Source organism: Streptomyces capitiformicae (assembly GCF_002214185.1).
Lineage (GTDB): Bacteria > Actinomycetota > Actinomycetes > Streptomycetales > Streptomycetaceae > Streptomyces > Streptomyces capitiformicae.
This window is the reverse complement of sequence record NZ_CP022161.1, coordinates 899238-914201: the sequence shown is the minus strand read 5'-3', so window position 1 is coordinate 914201 and position 14964 is coordinate 899238. Positions and strand designations below refer to the sequence as shown.

The 14964-nt window shown below is 69.0% G+C and carries 17 protein-coding genes; 9 read left to right on the top strand and 8 right to left on the bottom strand.

Annotated features, from left to right (window positions below; translation table 11 throughout):
- Positions 1-62 precede the first annotated feature (62 nt).
- Together CES90_RS04155 and CES90_RS04150 are read left to right on the top strand one after the other, a co-directional pair.
- Positions 63-1547 carry a hypothetical protein gene (locus tag CES90_RS04155; protein ID WP_189782973.1) on the top strand — a complete coding sequence of 495 codons (1485 nt, stop codon included), beginning with the start codon at positions 63-65 and terminating at the stop codon, positions 1545-1547.
- A 49-nt stretch (positions 1548-1596) separates the two neighbouring features.
- Positions 1597-3039: a pentapeptide repeat-containing protein gene (locus tag CES90_RS04150; RefSeq protein ID WP_189782974.1), complete on the top strand. Its 1443-nt coding sequence runs from the start codon at positions 1597-1599 to the stop codon at positions 3037-3039.
- Between the two features lie 6 nt (positions 3040-3045).
- On the opposite strand, the gene CES90_RS04145 is transcribed toward CES90_RS04150, so the two are convergent.
- Both CES90_RS04145 and CES90_RS04140 read right to left on the bottom strand, forming a co-directional pair.
- Positions 3046-4836 carry a bifunctional sugar phosphate isomerase/epimerase/4-hydroxyphenylpyruvate dioxygenase family protein gene (locus CES90_RS04145; protein ID WP_189783186.1) on the bottom strand — a complete coding sequence of 597 codons (1791 nt, stop codon included), beginning with the start codon at positions 4834-4836 and terminating at the stop codon, positions 3046-3048.
- A gap of 193 nt (positions 4837-5029) precedes the next feature.
- Positions 5030-5905 carry a shikimate dehydrogenase gene (locus CES90_RS04140; RefSeq protein ID WP_189782975.1) on the bottom strand — a complete coding sequence of 292 codons (876 nt, stop codon included), beginning with the start codon at positions 5903-5905 and terminating at the stop codon, positions 5030-5032.
- A 130-nt stretch (positions 5906-6035) separates the two neighbouring features.
- Between CES90_RS04140 and CES90_RS04135 the strand changes: the two genes are divergently transcribed.
- The 6 genes from CES90_RS04135 (at position 6036) to CES90_RS04110 (ending at position 9420) form a co-directional block, all read left to right on the top strand.
- The gene (locus CES90_RS04135; protein WP_189782976.1) at positions 6036-6701 is read left to right on the top strand and encodes a TetR/AcrR family transcriptional regulator; all 666 of its coding nucleotides are present in this window, start codon (positions 6036-6038) and stop codon (positions 6699-6701) included.
- Between the two features lie 191 nt (positions 6702-6892).
- The gene (locus tag CES90_RS04130) at positions 6893-7030 is read left to right on the top strand and encodes a hypothetical protein (RefSeq protein ID WP_189783202.1); all 138 of its coding nucleotides are present in this window, start codon (positions 6893-6895) and stop codon (positions 7028-7030) included.
- A gap of 483 nt (positions 7031-7513) precedes the next feature.
- Positions 7514-8134, top strand: coding sequence for a GntR family transcriptional regulator (locus tag CES90_RS04125; protein ID WP_189782977.1), 621 nt, complete (start codon positions 7514-7516; stop codon positions 8132-8134).
- 586 nt (positions 8135-8720) lie between these two features.
- On the top strand, positions 8721-8969 hold the full coding sequence (locus CES90_RS04120) for a winged helix-turn-helix domain-containing protein (RefSeq protein WP_189782978.1): 249 nt from the start codon (positions 8721-8723) through the stop codon (positions 8967-8969).
- 30 nt (positions 8970-8999) lie between these two features.
- Positions 9000-9194 carry a hypothetical protein gene (locus CES90_RS04115; protein WP_189782979.1) on the top strand — a complete coding sequence of 65 codons (195 nt, stop codon included), beginning with the start codon at positions 9000-9002 and terminating at the stop codon, positions 9192-9194.
- A 22-nt stretch (positions 9195-9216) separates the two neighbouring features.
- Positions 9217-9420: a hypothetical protein gene (locus tag CES90_RS04110; RefSeq protein ID WP_189782980.1), complete on the top strand. Its 204-nt coding sequence runs from the start codon at positions 9217-9219 to the stop codon at positions 9418-9420.
- A gap of 673 nt (positions 9421-10093) precedes the next feature.
- Here the strand turns inward: CES90_RS04110 and CES90_RS04105 are convergent.
- Positions 10094-10918: a recombinase family protein gene (locus CES90_RS04105; RefSeq protein WP_229913804.1), complete on the bottom strand. Its 825-nt coding sequence runs from the start codon at positions 10916-10918 to the stop codon at positions 10094-10096.
- A gap of 66 nt (positions 10919-10984) precedes the next feature.
- Between CES90_RS04105 and CES90_RS04100 the strand changes: the two genes are divergently transcribed.
- Positions 10985-11245, top strand: coding sequence for a hypothetical protein (locus tag CES90_RS04100; RefSeq protein WP_189782981.1), 261 nt, complete (start codon positions 10985-10987; stop codon positions 11243-11245).
- A 61-nt stretch (positions 11246-11306) separates the two neighbouring features.
- Here CES90_RS04100 and CES90_RS04095 read toward each other — a convergent pair whose 3' ends face one another.
- The 5 genes from CES90_RS04095 to CES90_RS04070 form a co-directional block, all read right to left on the bottom strand.
- A complete protein-coding gene (locus CES90_RS04095; protein ID WP_189782982.1) occupies positions 11307-11468 on the bottom strand; it encodes a hypothetical protein in 162 nt (53 codons plus the stop codon).
- Between the two features lie 707 nt (positions 11469-12175).
- Complete coding sequence (locus CES90_RS04085; protein WP_189782984.1) at positions 12176-12463, bottom strand: hypothetical protein; 288 nt, start codon at positions 12461-12463, stop codon at positions 12176-12178.
- 37 nt (positions 12464-12500) lie between these two features.
- The gene (locus tag CES90_RS04080; RefSeq protein ID WP_189782985.1) at positions 12501-12884 is read right to left on the bottom strand and encodes a hypothetical protein; all 384 of its coding nucleotides are present in this window, start codon (positions 12882-12884) and stop codon (positions 12501-12503) included.
- A 26-nt stretch (positions 12885-12910) separates the two neighbouring features.
- Positions 12911-13822: an N-acetylmuramoyl-L-alanine amidase gene (locus CES90_RS04075; protein ID WP_189782986.1), complete on the bottom strand. Its 912-nt coding sequence runs from the start codon at positions 13820-13822 to the stop codon at positions 12911-12913.
- 52 nt (positions 13823-13874) lie between these two features.
- The gene (locus CES90_RS04070; RefSeq protein WP_189782987.1) at positions 13875-14957 is read right to left on the bottom strand and encodes a sialidase family protein; all 1083 of its coding nucleotides are present in this window, start codon (positions 14955-14957) and stop codon (positions 13875-13877) included.
- Positions 14958-14964: the final 7 nt, after the last annotated feature.

Below are 14964 nucleotides of genomic sequence, written 5' to 3'. Positions count from 1 at the left end.
CGCCGTGACACACGGCCCGGGGCGTGTCAGACCCCGGGCCCGGAACACAACGGGGGAACGGAATGACATTCACCGACAACCAGTCCGGGATGCCCGCGGCCGAGGAGCCGCTCGGCGGGGCCGCGTTCAACGGGACCGCGTTCGACGGGGCCGCGTTCGACGGGGGGTCGGCCCTGGCCGGTACCGCCACCATGCACCCCGGGCTCGCCGACCTCTTCGGGCGCCCGCTGCTCCGCACGATGTGGCGGCGCCGTACGCACCGCGTCAGCCGGGGCGCCAAGGTGTCCGCCGGGACCATGACCTACAAGTCCGGCAACAAGGCGCAGCCCTTGTCGGAGCTGGAGGAGGCGGTGCTCATCGCGATCACGGGCTCCACCGGGCTGACCATGCCCGACCGGCCCTTCGAGGACCCGGACAACGGGACGCCGATCATGTCCAAGCCCAATCTGACGATGGCGGGCCGCACCGCCGGGAGCCCGGACAACGCGCAGGGCACCCACTTCTTCCTCGTCAACGACACCGGCACCTACTTCCTGCGCAGGCTGGAGCCCGCGCCGCACGAGCCGTTCGACGCCGAGACCCTGGTGGCGCGGGCACGCCAGGCGAAGGTGAAGGTCCTGGACAAGCGCCTGGACGTCGAGGTGGGCCGGCGGGACTTCCCGGCGTACCTCGACTCGAACCGTTTCCTGTCCAACCTGCCCGGAACGACCCTGCTGTTCCCGGTGGTCGACCTGTCCCACCAGTACGTCAACGCCCTGATGTATCTGCTCACGCAGCCGGACGGGGCCCGCCCCACGTTCGTGGACGACCGCAACTTCTACCGCGCGGCCGGGGTGAAGAAGTGGGTCAAGAACGGCTTCCTCAACAAGGACCTGAAGCTGCCGCTCGGCGCCCTCGGCCCCATGCGCACCCAGATCGAGGCGGACCTGCTGCTGCAGAACCTGATGCTCACCGCCGAGGCGATGGGCCTGGGCGCCTGGATCCACGCCTCCATCAACCCGCAGATCGCCCTCGGCGACCCGAAGTTCTCCCGCGAGTACGGCAGGATGCTCGGCTTCGACTTCGTCACCCCGCGCTGGAAACTCGCCGATCTGTGGCGCTGGCACATCCCGCTGCCGAAGTACGCCAACGTGCGCTCGCACCCGGTCGGCCTCCGCTCCCCCGACGGCGACACGCTCATCGCCGCCGCGTGCCCGCCCGAGTACCCGACCATGTCGGACGCCGTAGGGAGGATCATCGACAAGAAGTTCGGCCGCGACGGCATCTACACCGACCGGGACGTCTTCACCCGGATCTACCGCGAGGACTACGGACAGCGCTATCTCACCGAGGCCAGTGAGTACGAACAGCGGGTGATCGACTGCGCGCGGGACGTCTGCGAGTACATCATCCGCACGCACGGCCGTTTCCCGGCCCACACGGACGCCATCCATGTCCCCGGCGTCTGGCTCCAGGTCCATCATGTCGAGAACGAGTACTACGAGCGCTTCTTCGTGAACGGCCTGACGGACGCCCACCGTACGCATGGGGAGGCATGGGGCCACTAGACAAGGCGTGGTTGACAGTTACAACTGTGCCGGGTGAGAGTCCCGGGTGATGATGATCAACGATCTGAGCCCGGCCGAGCGACGCGTGTGGGAGGCCTTTCCCCGGGGTGCGTCGGTGGACTTCGGTACGGACACCGGCGACCGGGGACCGGAGCGGACCGTACGGGCGAGCGTGCTGCGGACTCTGCTGCTCACCGCTCCCCAGCGGGATGGTGAGGTCGCCGCCCTCAAGATCCAGGGCGCACGGATCACCGGCGTCCTGGATCTGAAGTACGCGACGGTCGACAACGTCATCCGCCTCAGCGACTGCGATTTCGAGGAGACCCCCGACTTCTCCGGCGCCCAGCTCAGCTACCTCAATCTCACCAAGTCCGCACTCCCGGGCCTGCGTTCGGCGCGGGTCCGGGTCGACGGAGGGGTGCGGCTGACGGACTGCCGGTTCCGGGGGCCGGTACGGCTCACCGGGGCGCAGATCTCCGGAACCCTCTTCATGGAACGCACCGAGGTGACCGCACCGGACGGTGAACCGGCGCTGCTGCTCAACCAGGCCGAGATCGGCGAGGAGTTGTGCGCGCCAGAGTTACGGGCACGCGGGGAGGTGCGGCTGGCCGGTGCCAAGGTCGCCGGGTCGCTCAACCTCAACCGGGCACGCTTCGAGCGACCCGGCGGCGGCATCGCCCTCGCCGCGGAGACGCTCACGGCGGAGGCCGACGTCGAGATACGGCACGCGTACGTGCAAGGCCGGCTGGAGATACGGGGCGCCCGGATAGCGGGCCGCCTGGACCTGTCGTACACGCGCATGGCGAACCCCGGCGGTACGGCGCTGCGGGCGAGCAGTTGCGTCATAGGAGAGCTCTGGCTGCGCAACGGCCCGCGCATGGAGGGTGTTCTCAATCTGCGGCGTTCCCAGGTCGAGGTGCTGCTCGTGGAACCCGACGTGGTCCCCGACCAGGTACGCCTCAACAACCTGACCTACACCTCGCTGCTCTCCCACCTGCCGGCCCCTGACCGGTTGCCCATGCTCGCGCGGGACACTGACGGATTCATCCCGCACTCCTATGAACAGTTGACCGCCGCGTACCGCAGGATCGGCGACGACGACGCGGCCCGGCTCGTCCAGTTGGCCAAGCAGCGCCGCCGCCGCGCCACGCTCCCCTGGTTCGGGCGGCTGTGGGGCTACGCCCAGGACGCCACCGTCGGCTACGGCTTCCGTCCGCTGCGCGCGGCCGTCTGGCTGCTGTCGCTGATGGCGGTGGGCTCGGTGGCGTACGCGCTGCACCCGCCGCACCCGCTCAAGGCGGACGAGGCCCCGAAGTTCAACGCCGTCTTCTACACCCTCGATCTGCTCCTGCCGATCATCGACTTCGGTCAGGAGCGGGCGTACGCGCCCGAGGGCTGGGCCCAGTGGCTGTCGTACGCCCTCGTCATCACGGGCTGGATCCTGGCGACCACGGTCGTCACCGGTGTGACGCGTACCGTCAGCCGCCAGTGACGTCCGTCAGCGTGGCGGCCGCCCGACGTGCTGGGCGGCGAGCCGCACGGGGGCGTTCTGCGCGCCGTACCCGCTGTAGCCGCCGTCCCGCTGGACGAGTTCGAAGAAGACCCGCCCGACGGTCTCGGTGTAGCAGTGGCGGAAGTCGCCGTCCGCGTCACGGTCGTAGAGGATGCCGAGTTCGCGGTACGTCTCCAGCTCGCCGTCCGCGAACTCGAACCGTGCGGCCAGGTCGTCGTAGTAGTTGGTGGGAACCGCGAGCAGGCGCCCGCCGGCCGCACGGAAGGCCCGCGCGGCGGCGACCACGTCGTCCGTGGTGAAGGCGATGTGCTGGGCGCGGACCGTGTCGTCGGTCGGGGCGGGCCCCACGCTGAGGGCGATACGGACGCTGCCGTCGGCGTTGGTCACCGGCCGGCTGCGGAACAGCCCGTAGGGGTCGGCGACGTCCACGCTGTCACACGTGGAAAGGCCCAGCACGGTGCGGTGGAAGAGGGCCGCCTCGTCGAACTGATGCCAGGGCTGGGTCAGCGCGAGATGGTCGACGCGGTGGACGTGCCGCGCGGGCTCGCGGTGGTCCAGTGGTTCGAAGTCATGTGTCCAGCTGGTGAGTTCGGGCCGGTCGGTGGCGCAGAAGAACAGCTCGGTGCCGTCGGGAGCGGCCACCGCCTCGAGGGCGACGTCCTCGGGGGCGCGACGACGCGGCAGCACCGGGGCGAGCAGGGACTCGGCGCGACGGGCGGCACCGGCCGGGTCCGGCGACTCCAGGCCGATCGCGGCGAGCTGGGTACCGTCACGCCGGGCGGCGGGACCGGTGTTGACCAGGACCCGGGCCTCCCCCTGCTGCCAGAGATCGACCGGCTTGCTGCGGTGACGGGCGGTACGGGCGAACCCGAGCGCCCTGAGCAGCGCACCCACCGGGTCGGCGTCGGGAGTGACGAGCTCGGCGAAGGCCACGCCCGTGGGCACGACCGGCTCCGGCAGCGCGGCGAGGCCCGCCGACTCCTGAAGCACCAGCAGCGAACGATGGGCGTCCACGGCGGTGGGGCCGGCCTCGGCCTGCCGGAAGACGTCGTTGAAGACCTCCAGGGAGAGCGGCCCGTCATAGCCGGCCGCGAACACATGCTTGACGAGCCCCGCGACATCGAACCCGCCCTGCCCCGGGAAACAGCGATAGTGCCGACTCCACTGCAGCACATCCATTGCCATCAGCGGCGCGTCGGCCAGCTGCAGAAAGAAGATCTTCTCGCCCGGGATGTCCTCGATGCCCTTGGGATCGGATCCCCGGGCGAGGATGTGGAAACTGTCGAGGCAGGTCCCGAGCGCGGGATGATCAGCGGCCTCGACGATCCGCCAGGCATGGTCGTACGTACTGACATGCCGCCCCCACGCCAACGCCTCGTACGCCACCCGAATCCCGAAATCCTGTGCGAGAGCGGCGAGTTGGCGCAGATGGTGGGCGGCGAGGGCGTCGTTGTCCTCGGCGAGCGGATGAACACTGGAGCACACGAGCACGGTGTCAGCGCCAAGCCGCCGCATCAACTCGAACTTGTGCCGCGCACGGCGCAGATTCCGCTTGAACTCGTCCTCCGGCACGGCCTCGATGTCGCGCATCGGCTGGTAGAGGTCGATGCTCAGCCCGAGGTCGGCGCAACGGGCGCGGATCTCCTCAGGGGTGAGAGGACTGGCCAGCAGATCATTCTCGAAGATCTCGACCCCGTCGAACCCCGCCCTCGAGGCGGCGGTGAGCTTCTCGGTGAGGGATCCGCTGAGGGAGACCGTGGCGATGGAGGTACGCATAGGGGTGGACGTACGCATAGGGAAGGTGCTCCTTCGAACTCACGGTGCGAGCAGCGCCCCGAAAGGGCGCGGGGCTGTGACATGTGCGGCTCCGCCGCGATGGGGGCCCCTCCCGCTCGAGCGAAGCCGAGAGTGGGGGAGCGACCAGCCACGACCAACCCGCAGCCGACAGACCGCACGACCCAAACGGCGCTCAGCTACGGACCCCCGAGACACCGGCCAACTCCGCGATGTCGGCCAACATCCGCGAAGCGTCCGGCTCCCGCCCGGTAAAAAGCCGAAACGCATCCACAGCCTGAAACACAGCCATCCCGCCCCCGTCCAACGTGGCACACCCCACCGCCCGAGCAGCCCGCAGCAGCTCAGTCTCCAGCGGCCGATACACCACCTCGGCCACCCACAACTCGGGCCGCAGCAACTCGGCGGCAAGGGGCAGCCCCGGATGTGCCGCCATCCCGGTGGGCGTCGCATGAACAACACCATCGGCCCGCCCCAGCAACCCCGGCAACGCATCCGGAGTCGCGGCAACCGCGCGGCCGGCGCCCACGTGCCGGTTGAGCCCCGCCGCAAGATCGGTCGCCCGATCCGGCATCGCATCCACGACAGTGATCCGCTCCGCACCGAGCGTGAGCATGGCATGGGCGACAGCCGCCCCCGCACCTCCGGCCCCCAGCTGCACCACGTTCTCCAGCGGAGCGTCCGGCAGGCCGCGGGCGAAGGACGCCGCGAAGCCGGTGACGTCCGTGTTGTGGCCGATGGCCCGGCCGTCCTCGAAGACGACGGTGTTGACCGCGCCGAGCGCGGCGGCCTGCGGGGCGAGCCCGTCGAGGTGCTCGATGACGAGCTGCTTGCACGGGTGGGTGATGTTCAGCCCGTCGAAGCCCAGGTCACGGGCGGCGCGCACGAGGTCGCCCACCGCCTCCGGGGCGACACCGAGGTCGTCGATGTCGATCAGTCGGTACAGATAGCGCAGGCCCTGCCGGTCGGCCTCCCGCTCGTGCAGGGCGGGGCTGAGCGAGGGCCCGATACCGGAGCCGATAAGGCCGACGAGATACGAGTCCTTGGCCACGGTCGGCCCTCCTCAGAGGTAATGTACGAACTAGTACGTTAGTCATAGCAGCCGGTCCCGGCCAAGGGAAGACCGAAGCGGCAAGCTCCTAGAATCAATGAGACCGGCCGCACCCGCCCGAAGGAACCCCATGACCAGCGTCGAAGAACCGGCACGGCCCAACGGGCGACTTCGCGACGCGGCCCGCACCAAGGCCGAGATCCTCGACGTCGCGACGAGGGAGTTCGCCCGCTCCGGGTTCGCCGGGGCCCGGGTCGACGAGATCGCCGACCGGACCCGCACCACGAAGCGGATGATCTACTACTACTTCGGCGGCAAGGAGCAGCTGTTCACCGCCGTACTGGAGCGGGCGTACGGCGTGATCCGCGAGGCGGAGCAGGCGCTGGACGTCGAGCATCTGGACCCGGTCGCGGCCATCCGGCGGCTGGCCGAGCTGACTTTCGACCACCACGAGGAACACCCGGACTTCATCCGGCTGGTCAGCATCGAGAACATCCACGAGGCCGAGCACATCGCCGCCTCCGAGAAGCTCGGCAAGATCGGCTCGCCGGCCCTGGACGTGATCCGCCGCATCCTGGAGTCGGGGCAGAAGTCCGGCCTGTTCACGGCCGACGTCGACGCCGTCGATCTGCACGTGATGATCAGTTCCTTCTGCTTCTTCCGGGTCTCCAACCGGCACACCTTCGGCGCCCTCTTCGGCCGCGACCTGGTCGATCCCGGTCGGCGCGCGCACTACCGCCAGATGCTCGGCGACATGGTCATCGCCTATCTGACGGCGGACCGCGCGGCGGACTGAGGCTCACGGCGCACGACCTCTTGACACCGGGGAAACGCGGGCGCAACATCCCTACCCAACCGCTACTAACTATCCAGTGGGTTAATTAACCGGGATCTCCCCCGGCATGGCCGCCCCATCACCCCCGGGATCCGGCACTTCTCCCCTCCGCTCACTCCATCTACGTTGGAGTCCCCTCGAAGGAGCACGCCGTGTCGTCCGTCCCCGCCGCACCTCCCGGCCAGCCCAAGAAGGCCGCTACGGCTGCCTGGATCGGCAGCGCCCTGGAGTACTACGACTTCTTCATCCGGCCCTTCTGCGCGATGCTGTCACCATGCGGTTTGAAGTAGGTGTGCTTCTCTAGCTGGCGCTTCTTGTCGATCCGGCATTCATCCGTACTGATGTGTTTGCGTGTGTAGGCATGATCATTTCCCACTCGTTTCCCAGTGGGAGACTGAACCCAGGCGGCGCACAAAAGACGCCGGGCCCGGTTCCCCTGGGACGCCCTCGGAGGCGAGTAGGAACCGGGCCCGGCTTATTCACTCAACGAGTACCCACGCACCAGAATCACGCGCTCCAGGTCACTCGTTCAGGTGGATGCCCGGCAAATGCTGCCGGACATCCGGGCCGCACCCTGGCACCGGCAAAGGGGGTACGGACCAGGGAAGCAGCCCATCAGCACCTCAGGGACGCGACCCTGCGGCGCTGACACCTCACCCTCTTCAGTTGCCAACAGCCCCTGACCGGCTCCCTGCCGACAGTTGGATATATCCAGTGCCGCGGCGCCTTCGTACCTTCAGGCCTCACGTCATGATCGACGCCAGGGGTCCTCGATGTCAGAAGCGCGCTTCCGCCGCATCGCAGCTGACATCCGCCGCCGCATCGACGCCGGCGAATGGACCCCCGGCGAAACGCTCCCCTCCCGCGCCCGTATGGCCGCCGCCTACCACGTACACCCGCAGACCATTCGGCTCGCCTACGAACTGCTGCGCCGCGGCGGCATCCTGGAGGGCGAGGAGCGCAGAAACGTCTACGTCGCGCATGCTCCTGCCATGCGCACCCTCACAGCCCCGGACGCCGACTGGCCCTTCTCCAGCGAGACCACTGACACCCGCCCCCAGCACGCCACCGCGGGACTCGCCGGCCGACTCAACGTCCGCGTGGGCGCGACGCTGCACCACGAGACCGTGGAATGCCTGGACCCCGGCGGCAGGTCCGCGATGCTGGTGTCTTCATGGTGGCGCGGCGAGCGTCGGCCGCACGCCTCGTTCGAAGCGGAACTGGGATGCACCGAACTGACGCAGGAGCAGGCGCACGCACTGGGTCTGCTCGTGGATGCCGTTGCGTTCCGCGTGGTACGCACTCGTTTCGACCATGACGGTCGCCCCCTTGAGACAGCGGACCTGATCCTTCCCATGGATCGCTGGCTGATCCGACTGACGCCCACCCCGTAGCGGTAAGCGGTTTCGGATCCGGCGTGTGGGGCGCCGTGTGTCACGAGTAAAGCCGACTTTCAGCCTGCCGTGAAGCTGTCCTATGCACTTTCTTTGACTTTCCGTTGACCGGCCGTCTGTCTCCGTAACCGCAGGTGGAGCATTGGCCAAACGTTCCTGCCGGTAACCCACCAATCCCCGCCATGCCCAAGCGTCAAGACGTCCCGCCGGCCAATCGTCGGTACGCGTCAGCGCACGCCTGATCCCAAGCACGCCACAACCCCTGGCCCTCGGCGCAGCGCTGGCGGTCAATATCGCGACACCTCTCGCATGCGCGAGTATGGGCGGCGTAGGCGCGGTGGGCATGCTGCACGGGACTCAGGCGACCAGTCCCCGCTATGGCCGCTCTGGTGCTTTCGGCAGGCGATGGGGGATCCGTAGGCTTGCTCATCGTCGACGCTCCGTTCGTCGGCTGCCTCCCGGATGCTGCGCCGCGTCCGGGAGGCGTTTGCGTTGTGGGTCACCATACCCTTGCGGGATGGGCGGTATAGGTCGTATAGGGCGGCTAGTCTCGCCTGCCGGACTCAGCCTGCCTAGCTTTTGGATCATGAGGTGGGAGCCGGAAAAGGCGAGGTGGCGACAGGTGTTCGACGTGATGCGGGAGCGGATCGTCGATGGCACCTACGCGCCCGGGGGCAGGCTGCCGTCCGCAATGGCGATCTGCGACGAGTTCGAGATCAGCCAGGTGACCGCGAAGCGCGTACTGAAGGAGCTGCGGGAGGCCGGGCTGGCGGCCATGTACCCCGGTGTGGGGACGTTCGTCACCGAGTTGCCACAGCCGCCAGGCGAGGGCTGATTGTCAGAGCCGGGCCGTAGGCTTTGCCGTATGCCTCCCTCCCCGCCACCGCAGGGTCTTGTGCGGCCTTCCGCGGTCGTGAATGCGGAGATTCGCGCCCTCGTCCGGGCGTGCGGGGGCTGGCTGTACGGGGAGGCGCGGGATCGGTATGCGCTGCTCGTCGCGGAGTGGACTGTGGCGACGGCTGCTGAGCGGCGGCGCGTGGAGGTCGTGAAGGCGGCGTGACCGGGCCGCGTACACTCCCGCCGTGGCTGACATCGACTTCCCCGACGATCTGATCGCGTTGGAGCGTGCCGCCTGGGCCGCGATCCAGGCCGGCACGCTCACCGTTGACCAGGCGTCCGCCGTACAGGACCGCATTACCGCCTGGACGGCCGAGACGGGGCTCGACCGGCACACGGTGGAGATGGGGCTCAAGCGAGCCGTCAGGCACGCCGAGATGGCGGAGTAGGGGACGAGTAGGACGGAATCTGCAACGCCCGGAAGATGCGCTGCCGGAGTTCCCGCTGCCGCTCTTCCTCGCTCAGGGCATTGATCCGACGCATCTCACGCAGCAGTCGATCGCGCTTCAGCGGGGGCAGATTCGGGCTGAACAGGTCCACGGTGGCTACGAGCTGAGCATCGTCCACGGCCCCTCCAAGGTTGCGGCCCGCCCCGGGGTTCCACGCTCGAGACGGGCGCCAGTAACTCACAGCAAACCCGGCTTGATCGAAAGACATCTATGCCGGACAAGTCCACTCTACGAGCAGCCACTGACAACGCGGGGCGCGTCGACATGCGGTAGGTGCCGGGCTCGTAGGTGGGCCGGGGCCGACGGCGGAGCAGCGCCTTGAGAGCGCGCTCGCGGCTGGGATACAGGCGGTACGTCATGGCCCGCAGCATGGCAGAGTCCCGTAGTCCCACCCGGGCGCCTGTGGACAACTTCGACGGCCGACGGCAGCCGCAAGCCTCCCGTGGGGAGCCGGGAGGTGCGGCGGGCCCCGCCGAGAACGCGTCCCGGCAGGGCCCGACAAGGGACCATCACCCGGGGGTTGGCTCCGATCCCGCACCAACACCATGCACCACAAACCAGCCACCGGCATAGGGGGCGGCTGAAACTAGCCGCAGGCGCGCAAGCTGGCCCGTCAGGTGAGCCGGGAGAGCAGCCGTTCGGCGCGCTGTCGCTTGATCTGCTCGCGCTCGGCCGCTCGTGCGTGTGCCGCCTGCTCGCGTGCGGCTGCTCGTGCGTCAGGGTTGAGGAGTCGGGCCACGGTGGTTGGGTGCCACTTCCCGCCGCGCTTGGAGGGGATCTCGGCGGCGTTGAGCCGGTCGCAGATACCCCGGATGGACACGCCCTCTGCCTGCCATGCGCGCATCTGTTCGAGCACGGTGGCTTCGTCGTCGTCGACGGTCAGCACTTTGTCGGAGGCACGCTGCCCGTAGGCAGGGGCTCCGTAGGCGTACCCGCCGGCGGCCGCTTTGGTCTTGCGCCCGTTGCGGAGTCGCTTGGTGATGAGTCCGCGCTCGAGCTGAGCGGCTGCTCCCATGACCTGACGGACGAAGGTGCGCATCGGGTCGTCGTCGTCGTCGGGGATGTGCTCGCCATGGTCGACGGTGAACACGCGGCCTCCGTGCGCCCACACCACGCTGAGCGTCGCCTCCTGCACGGTCAGCTCACGGGCCACCCGGTCGAGGTTCGGCGCCAGGATGCCGTCAGCGTCACCGGCCGCCACGAGCGAGAGCGCTTCGTGCAGCCCGGGGCGCTCGTCGTCGGATGCCTTGCCGGTGATCCCGCCATCGGTGCACACCTTGACGATTCGCACGCCGCCGAGCGCGGAGCCGGCAGTGCGCGCCCACTTCCGGCAGTCCTTCTCCTGTGCCTCGAGGCCGTAGCCGTCGAGCTGTCCGGCGGTGGAGACGCGGAGCAGCATCACGAGTCGGAGAGCGGGAGTTCGGGGAGTCGTCGTCATGCCGCTCACTGTACACAGTTTTTGGCATAGATGTAACAGAGCAGTTCACCGTGGTACGTTCGCTTCATGACTCACGACGTGGATGCTCTGCGCGATGCATCGGAGCGGGCGGGCATCCCCTTCGATTACCTCCAACGCCTCGCTGCAGCCGAGGACTACGACCCTCAAGACCCCGGGGGGAACAACACTCTGGCCAAGCAGCTCACGATCGTCTTCGACCACCACGTCGCTAAGTGCCTGGCCGACGCCGACCCCATCGCCGCCTTGCGCCGTTTCGGATTCGACGAGAGTGCCGAGGCGCTCGCCAAGACGCAGCGGCAGTCCTGACCGACTCCGGACACGACGAAGCGCCCCGCTCCCCTGCCGAAGCAGGAGGGCGGGGCGTCTGTCATTCGTCGCCGTCATCGTCGGGCGGCGGCAGGTCGGGTTCGAGGAACGGGCGGGGCGACAGCCAGAACGGCGGCGGATTGCTCAGCCCCACGCGTTCAAGGGAGCCGGCGTCGGCAGCCGCGCCGTTGGGACCCGGCCGCCGCGGGAAGACTTTGGGCATGGGGCCTCCTTACGGGTACTGACGGCGTTGCGGATCCAGGCCCGCAGAAAGCAGACCGTTACCGCTGCCGTTCCCATTGCCGGGCCCCGGGTCCGGGGCGCCTTCGCGGCGGCACACCAGGGCGTCGGGGTCGTAGCTGGGGGCTTGCAGCGAGTACCCATCTGGGCATGTCTGACCGTCCTGGCCATCCTGTCCGTCCTCCCCGGCGGGACCTTGTGCCCCGGGCGGGCCGGGTTCGCCTCGAGGGCCAGGATCGCCCTGGGGGCCGGGAGGTCCTGCGGGTCCGGCCGGGCCGGTGACGCCGTCCGATCCGGGCTCCCCTGCCGCTCCATCCGTCCCGTCCTCGCCGTCTCGGCCCGGCGATCCCGACGGGCCCGGCTCCCCACGTTCACCCTTCGCTCCAGCCGGCCCCGGGATCGGCACCGGAACCTCAGCCCGGTCCGGCAAGTCTTCGATGGCCTGCGTTGGGTCCGGTGCGACCGGTGTCTCCCCTTCGGCTTTCAACTGTTCCCGCAACGCGCGAACGTCCCCCGCCAGCGTCGACACTGCTGTGCCCCGAAGGTCCGCCTCGTGTGCGAGTTGCTGCCGAGCGTCCGCTTCCCGGCCGATGAGGATCAGCGACAAAGCGACTCCGCCGCCGAGCGTCAGCAGGACGGCAACGAGCAGAAGGAGACGCCGGTTTCGGTAGAGCACCACCTCGGTCCGCGTCATGGCGCCCCCCCGAGCCGAGTGACGAGTGCCTGCAACCGTGAGACCTCGGCCTCCAGCGCGTGGACCTTCGCCTCCGCCGCGCTCGCCCGTGCCTCCGCCGCCTTCTCGTCCATCTCCGCCTTGTCCCGCTCGGCCACCAGCCGCTGCGTCAAGCTGTCGTACATCGTCGCCGCGCTGGTCTGCTGCGCCGCCCTGTTCGCGCCGCGGCTGCCGTACATGACGCCCAACGCGGCCACGGGGCCGCCGATCAGAGCTGCGATCGCCGTCACCATGGCCGCGTCCACGCCACCACCGCCTCCCCGACGCGCTCATGGGTCAGCGTTAGACCCCGCGCGGCGCGGACGGGGCCACAGGGCTGTGCTGCTCCAGCCATGTCGACGGCACCGGCGCCGTCACCTGCGTCCGCTCCCACAGGGCGAGCAATGCGGCAATGGTGGCCATGACGGTGGCCTGCTTCTCGCTGCCCCAGTCGAGGCCGAAGCCGACGAACAGCGCGAGCCCCGCTTGGGCGAGCTGCATGAGTGCGGCGCCGAGCGCGCCGTCGCGGGCCACGATCGCCAGCCACACGCCGACACCGGCGGCGAGGACAGTGTTGATGAGGGTCTGCTGAGTGTCGTCGACGTCGAAGCCGAACGCCGTGAGCAACTTGAGAGCCGCCGCGGCGAAGCCCAGGAGAAGCGCGGGCTCCCTGCCGAAGATTTTCATGTCGTTCTCGTTTCTGCTGGTTGGGGTCAGGCGACGACGGTGAATCTGTACCGGGCGCCGAGGCGTTCGAGGCTGGCGCGGCCGGGGATGCCGTCGGCGGCAGCACCGGAGTAGCCGCATTTCCGCTGCCACTTGGCGTAGGCCTCGATGGTGATGCGCCCGAAGTGGCCGTCGCTGTACCGCTTCGCGAGGAGCCCAGCGTCAACGAGCGCCGCCTCGACGACCTTCACACCGCTGTATGTGATCGGCGTGCCTTCGGCGGGCGGATTCGATCGGGCCGCCGCCACGAGCTTGGACAGGTCCACTACCGGCAGGGTGGGCTTCGGCAGTGTCGGCACGGACGGCTTCTCGCCGAGCCGTTTCGCGATCCGCTCCCGCATCAGCGTCCAGTCGATCCCTCGTGGGTCGACCTTGCCCGGCTGCCAATCCAGATGCCGGATCACCCGAGCGGCCGACCAGCTGTGCACCCGGCAGATCGCAGCGCTCACCTTCTCGATCGCCGCCAACTGCTCGTCCGGCCACGGATCGCGCCCGTCGCCGAGGTTCTCGCACTCGAAGCCGTAGAAGTGCCGGTTGCCATCCGTGGTCGCCTCGTTGTCGGTCGGCAGCGCCGACTCGGCGCGCACTGCTGTGAGGACGTCGGGGTCGCCGAGGCCAGCGTGGTTCGCCCGCCCCCATCCGACGAGGTGCACCTTGCCGTCCTTGGTAATCACCCCGTGGCAGAGCGGGCCGGGCAGACCGCTGTAGCCCTTCCGGCAGATCTCTACCGTGCGCTCGCTGCCGGAGGTCACGGTGTGGTGGATCATTACCCCGTGCGTGGGCCCCCACGGACCCATGTGGTTGCGGTTGTGGGTTTCCCAGTCGCCGACCTCGACGACGTGGACGCCCTCGTCAAGGAGCGCCTGGGTGAACGCAGCAGCGGTCATGGGTGTAGCCATTCAGGGCTCCTCTACGGGGGAGATCGAGGCGAGATTGACGAGGTAGGGCTATTCAGAGCCCGAGGTCTGTGAGCGGGATGCGCACGAATTCGATGCGCTTGTACGGCGACCAGTCGCCGGTCTCGTACAGCAGGCCCACCGTGAGGGGGTCGATGAGCGTCAGCGCGCTGTATGCGGCAGGCAGCCCGGTGATGCGGCGGCGCAGCCCCCAGGTGACGCCTGCGTCGTGGCTCACCCGTAGCCCCATCGCGGCACGCTCGTTGGGATGCGTGGGCCCGGAGTACAGCAGTGCTCCGGTCGGCAGGGTGAGAGTGGCGCCGTGCACCACGGGGGTGGTGATGGTGGCCTGCGGCCGGTAGGCGAGTTGCAGGCTTTCGCCACCGTCGTGGCTGTAGGCGTCGGCCCGGTTGCCCGGCAGTGTGTCGCTGCTGTCGCAGCGGCAGTTGAAGTAGAGGCGCCCGTCGTGCAGTTCGACGGCCGTGGCCTCGTCTTCGTTCAGCGACCCGTTGGGGTTGGACGAGGTGAAGCCGAGCGTCCAGGTGTGGCCGCCGTCGTCGGAGTAGATGCCGTGGCCCCCGGCGTACCGGCCCTCAGTGCCGTCATCACCATCGGCGGCGGGAGGCCGGGAGTGGTTGCACGGCACGACCAGGCGGCCCGCGTGCGGGCCTGCCGAGAGGGCGACGCCGGCGCCGGGGCCGGTTGCGTACCAGCGCATCCAGTCCGGCCGCACCTGCGCGGTGATCTCCACTGGTGCCGACCATGTGGCGCCTTCGTCGGGCGACCGCTGAACGTAGACACGTCGGGCTGGTGCGGCGCCGGTTCGGATCTCCGCCCAGGTGTCGGAGCCGCCGTTGCGGCACGACAGCAACACGACATCCCCGGACGCCGGATCGACCACAACCGTGGGGTTGCCTGCGGTGTCGGTGCCGTGTGCGGTGACGACCTGCTGCGGGCTCCAGGTGTGGCCGCCGTCGTGGCTGCGGCGCAGGACGATGTCGATGTTGCCGGTGTCCGAGGCGCTGGCGACGCGGCCCTCGGCGAACGCCAGCAGCGTTCCGGCCCGGGTGAGGGCCAGGGCTGGTATGCGGTACGTGTGGTAGCCGCCCGTACCGGCGGTGAAGGGGACGGACGTCATACGGGAA

Coding starts and splice junctions, on each gene's coding strand:
- CES90_RS04155 (WP_189782973.1), top strand. CDS start 63: ATGACATTCACCGACAACCAGTCCGGGATGCCCGCGGCCGAGGAGCCG.
- CES90_RS04150 (WP_189782974.1), top strand. CDS start 1,597: ATGATGATCAACGATCTGAGCCCGGCCGAGCGACGCGTGTGGGAGGCC.
- CES90_RS04145 (WP_189783186.1), bottom strand. CDS start 4,836: ATGCGTACCTCCATCGCCACGGTCTCCCTCAGCGGATCCCTCACCGAG.
- CES90_RS04135 (WP_189782976.1), top strand. CDS start 6,036: ATGACCAGCGTCGAAGAACCGGCACGGCCCAACGGGCGACTTCGCGAC.
- CES90_RS04125 (WP_189782977.1), top strand. CDS start 7,514: ATGTCAGAAGCGCGCTTCCGCCGCATCGCAGCTGACATCCGCCGCCGC.
- CES90_RS04120 (WP_189782978.1), top strand. CDS start 8,721: ATGAGGTGGGAGCCGGAAAAGGCGAGGTGGCGACAGGTGTTCGACGTG.
- CES90_RS04115 (WP_189782979.1), top strand. CDS start 9,000: ATGCCTCCCTCCCCGCCACCGCAGGGTCTTGTGCGGCCTTCCGCGGTC.
- CES90_RS04105 (WP_229913804.1), bottom strand. CDS start 10,918: ATGACGACGACTCCCCGAACTCCCGCTCTCCGACTCGTGATGCTGCTC.
- CES90_RS04100 (WP_189782981.1), top strand. CDS start 10,985: ATGACTCACGACGTGGATGCTCTGCGCGATGCATCGGAGCGGGCGGGC.
- CES90_RS04095 (WP_189782982.1), bottom strand. CDS start 11,468: ATGCCCAAAGTCTTCCCGCGGCGGCCGGGTCCCAACGGCGCGGCTGCC.
- CES90_RS04080 (WP_189782985.1), bottom strand. CDS start 12,884: ATGAAAATCTTCGGCAGGGAGCCCGCGCTTCTCCTGGGCTTCGCCGCG.
- CES90_RS04075 (WP_189782986.1), bottom strand. CDS start 13,822: ATGGCTACACCCATGACCGCTGCTGCGTTCACCCAGGCGCTCCTTGAC.
- CES90_RS04070 (WP_189782987.1), bottom strand. CDS start 14,957: ATGACGTCCGTCCCCTTCACCGCCGGTACGGGCGGCTACCACACGTAC.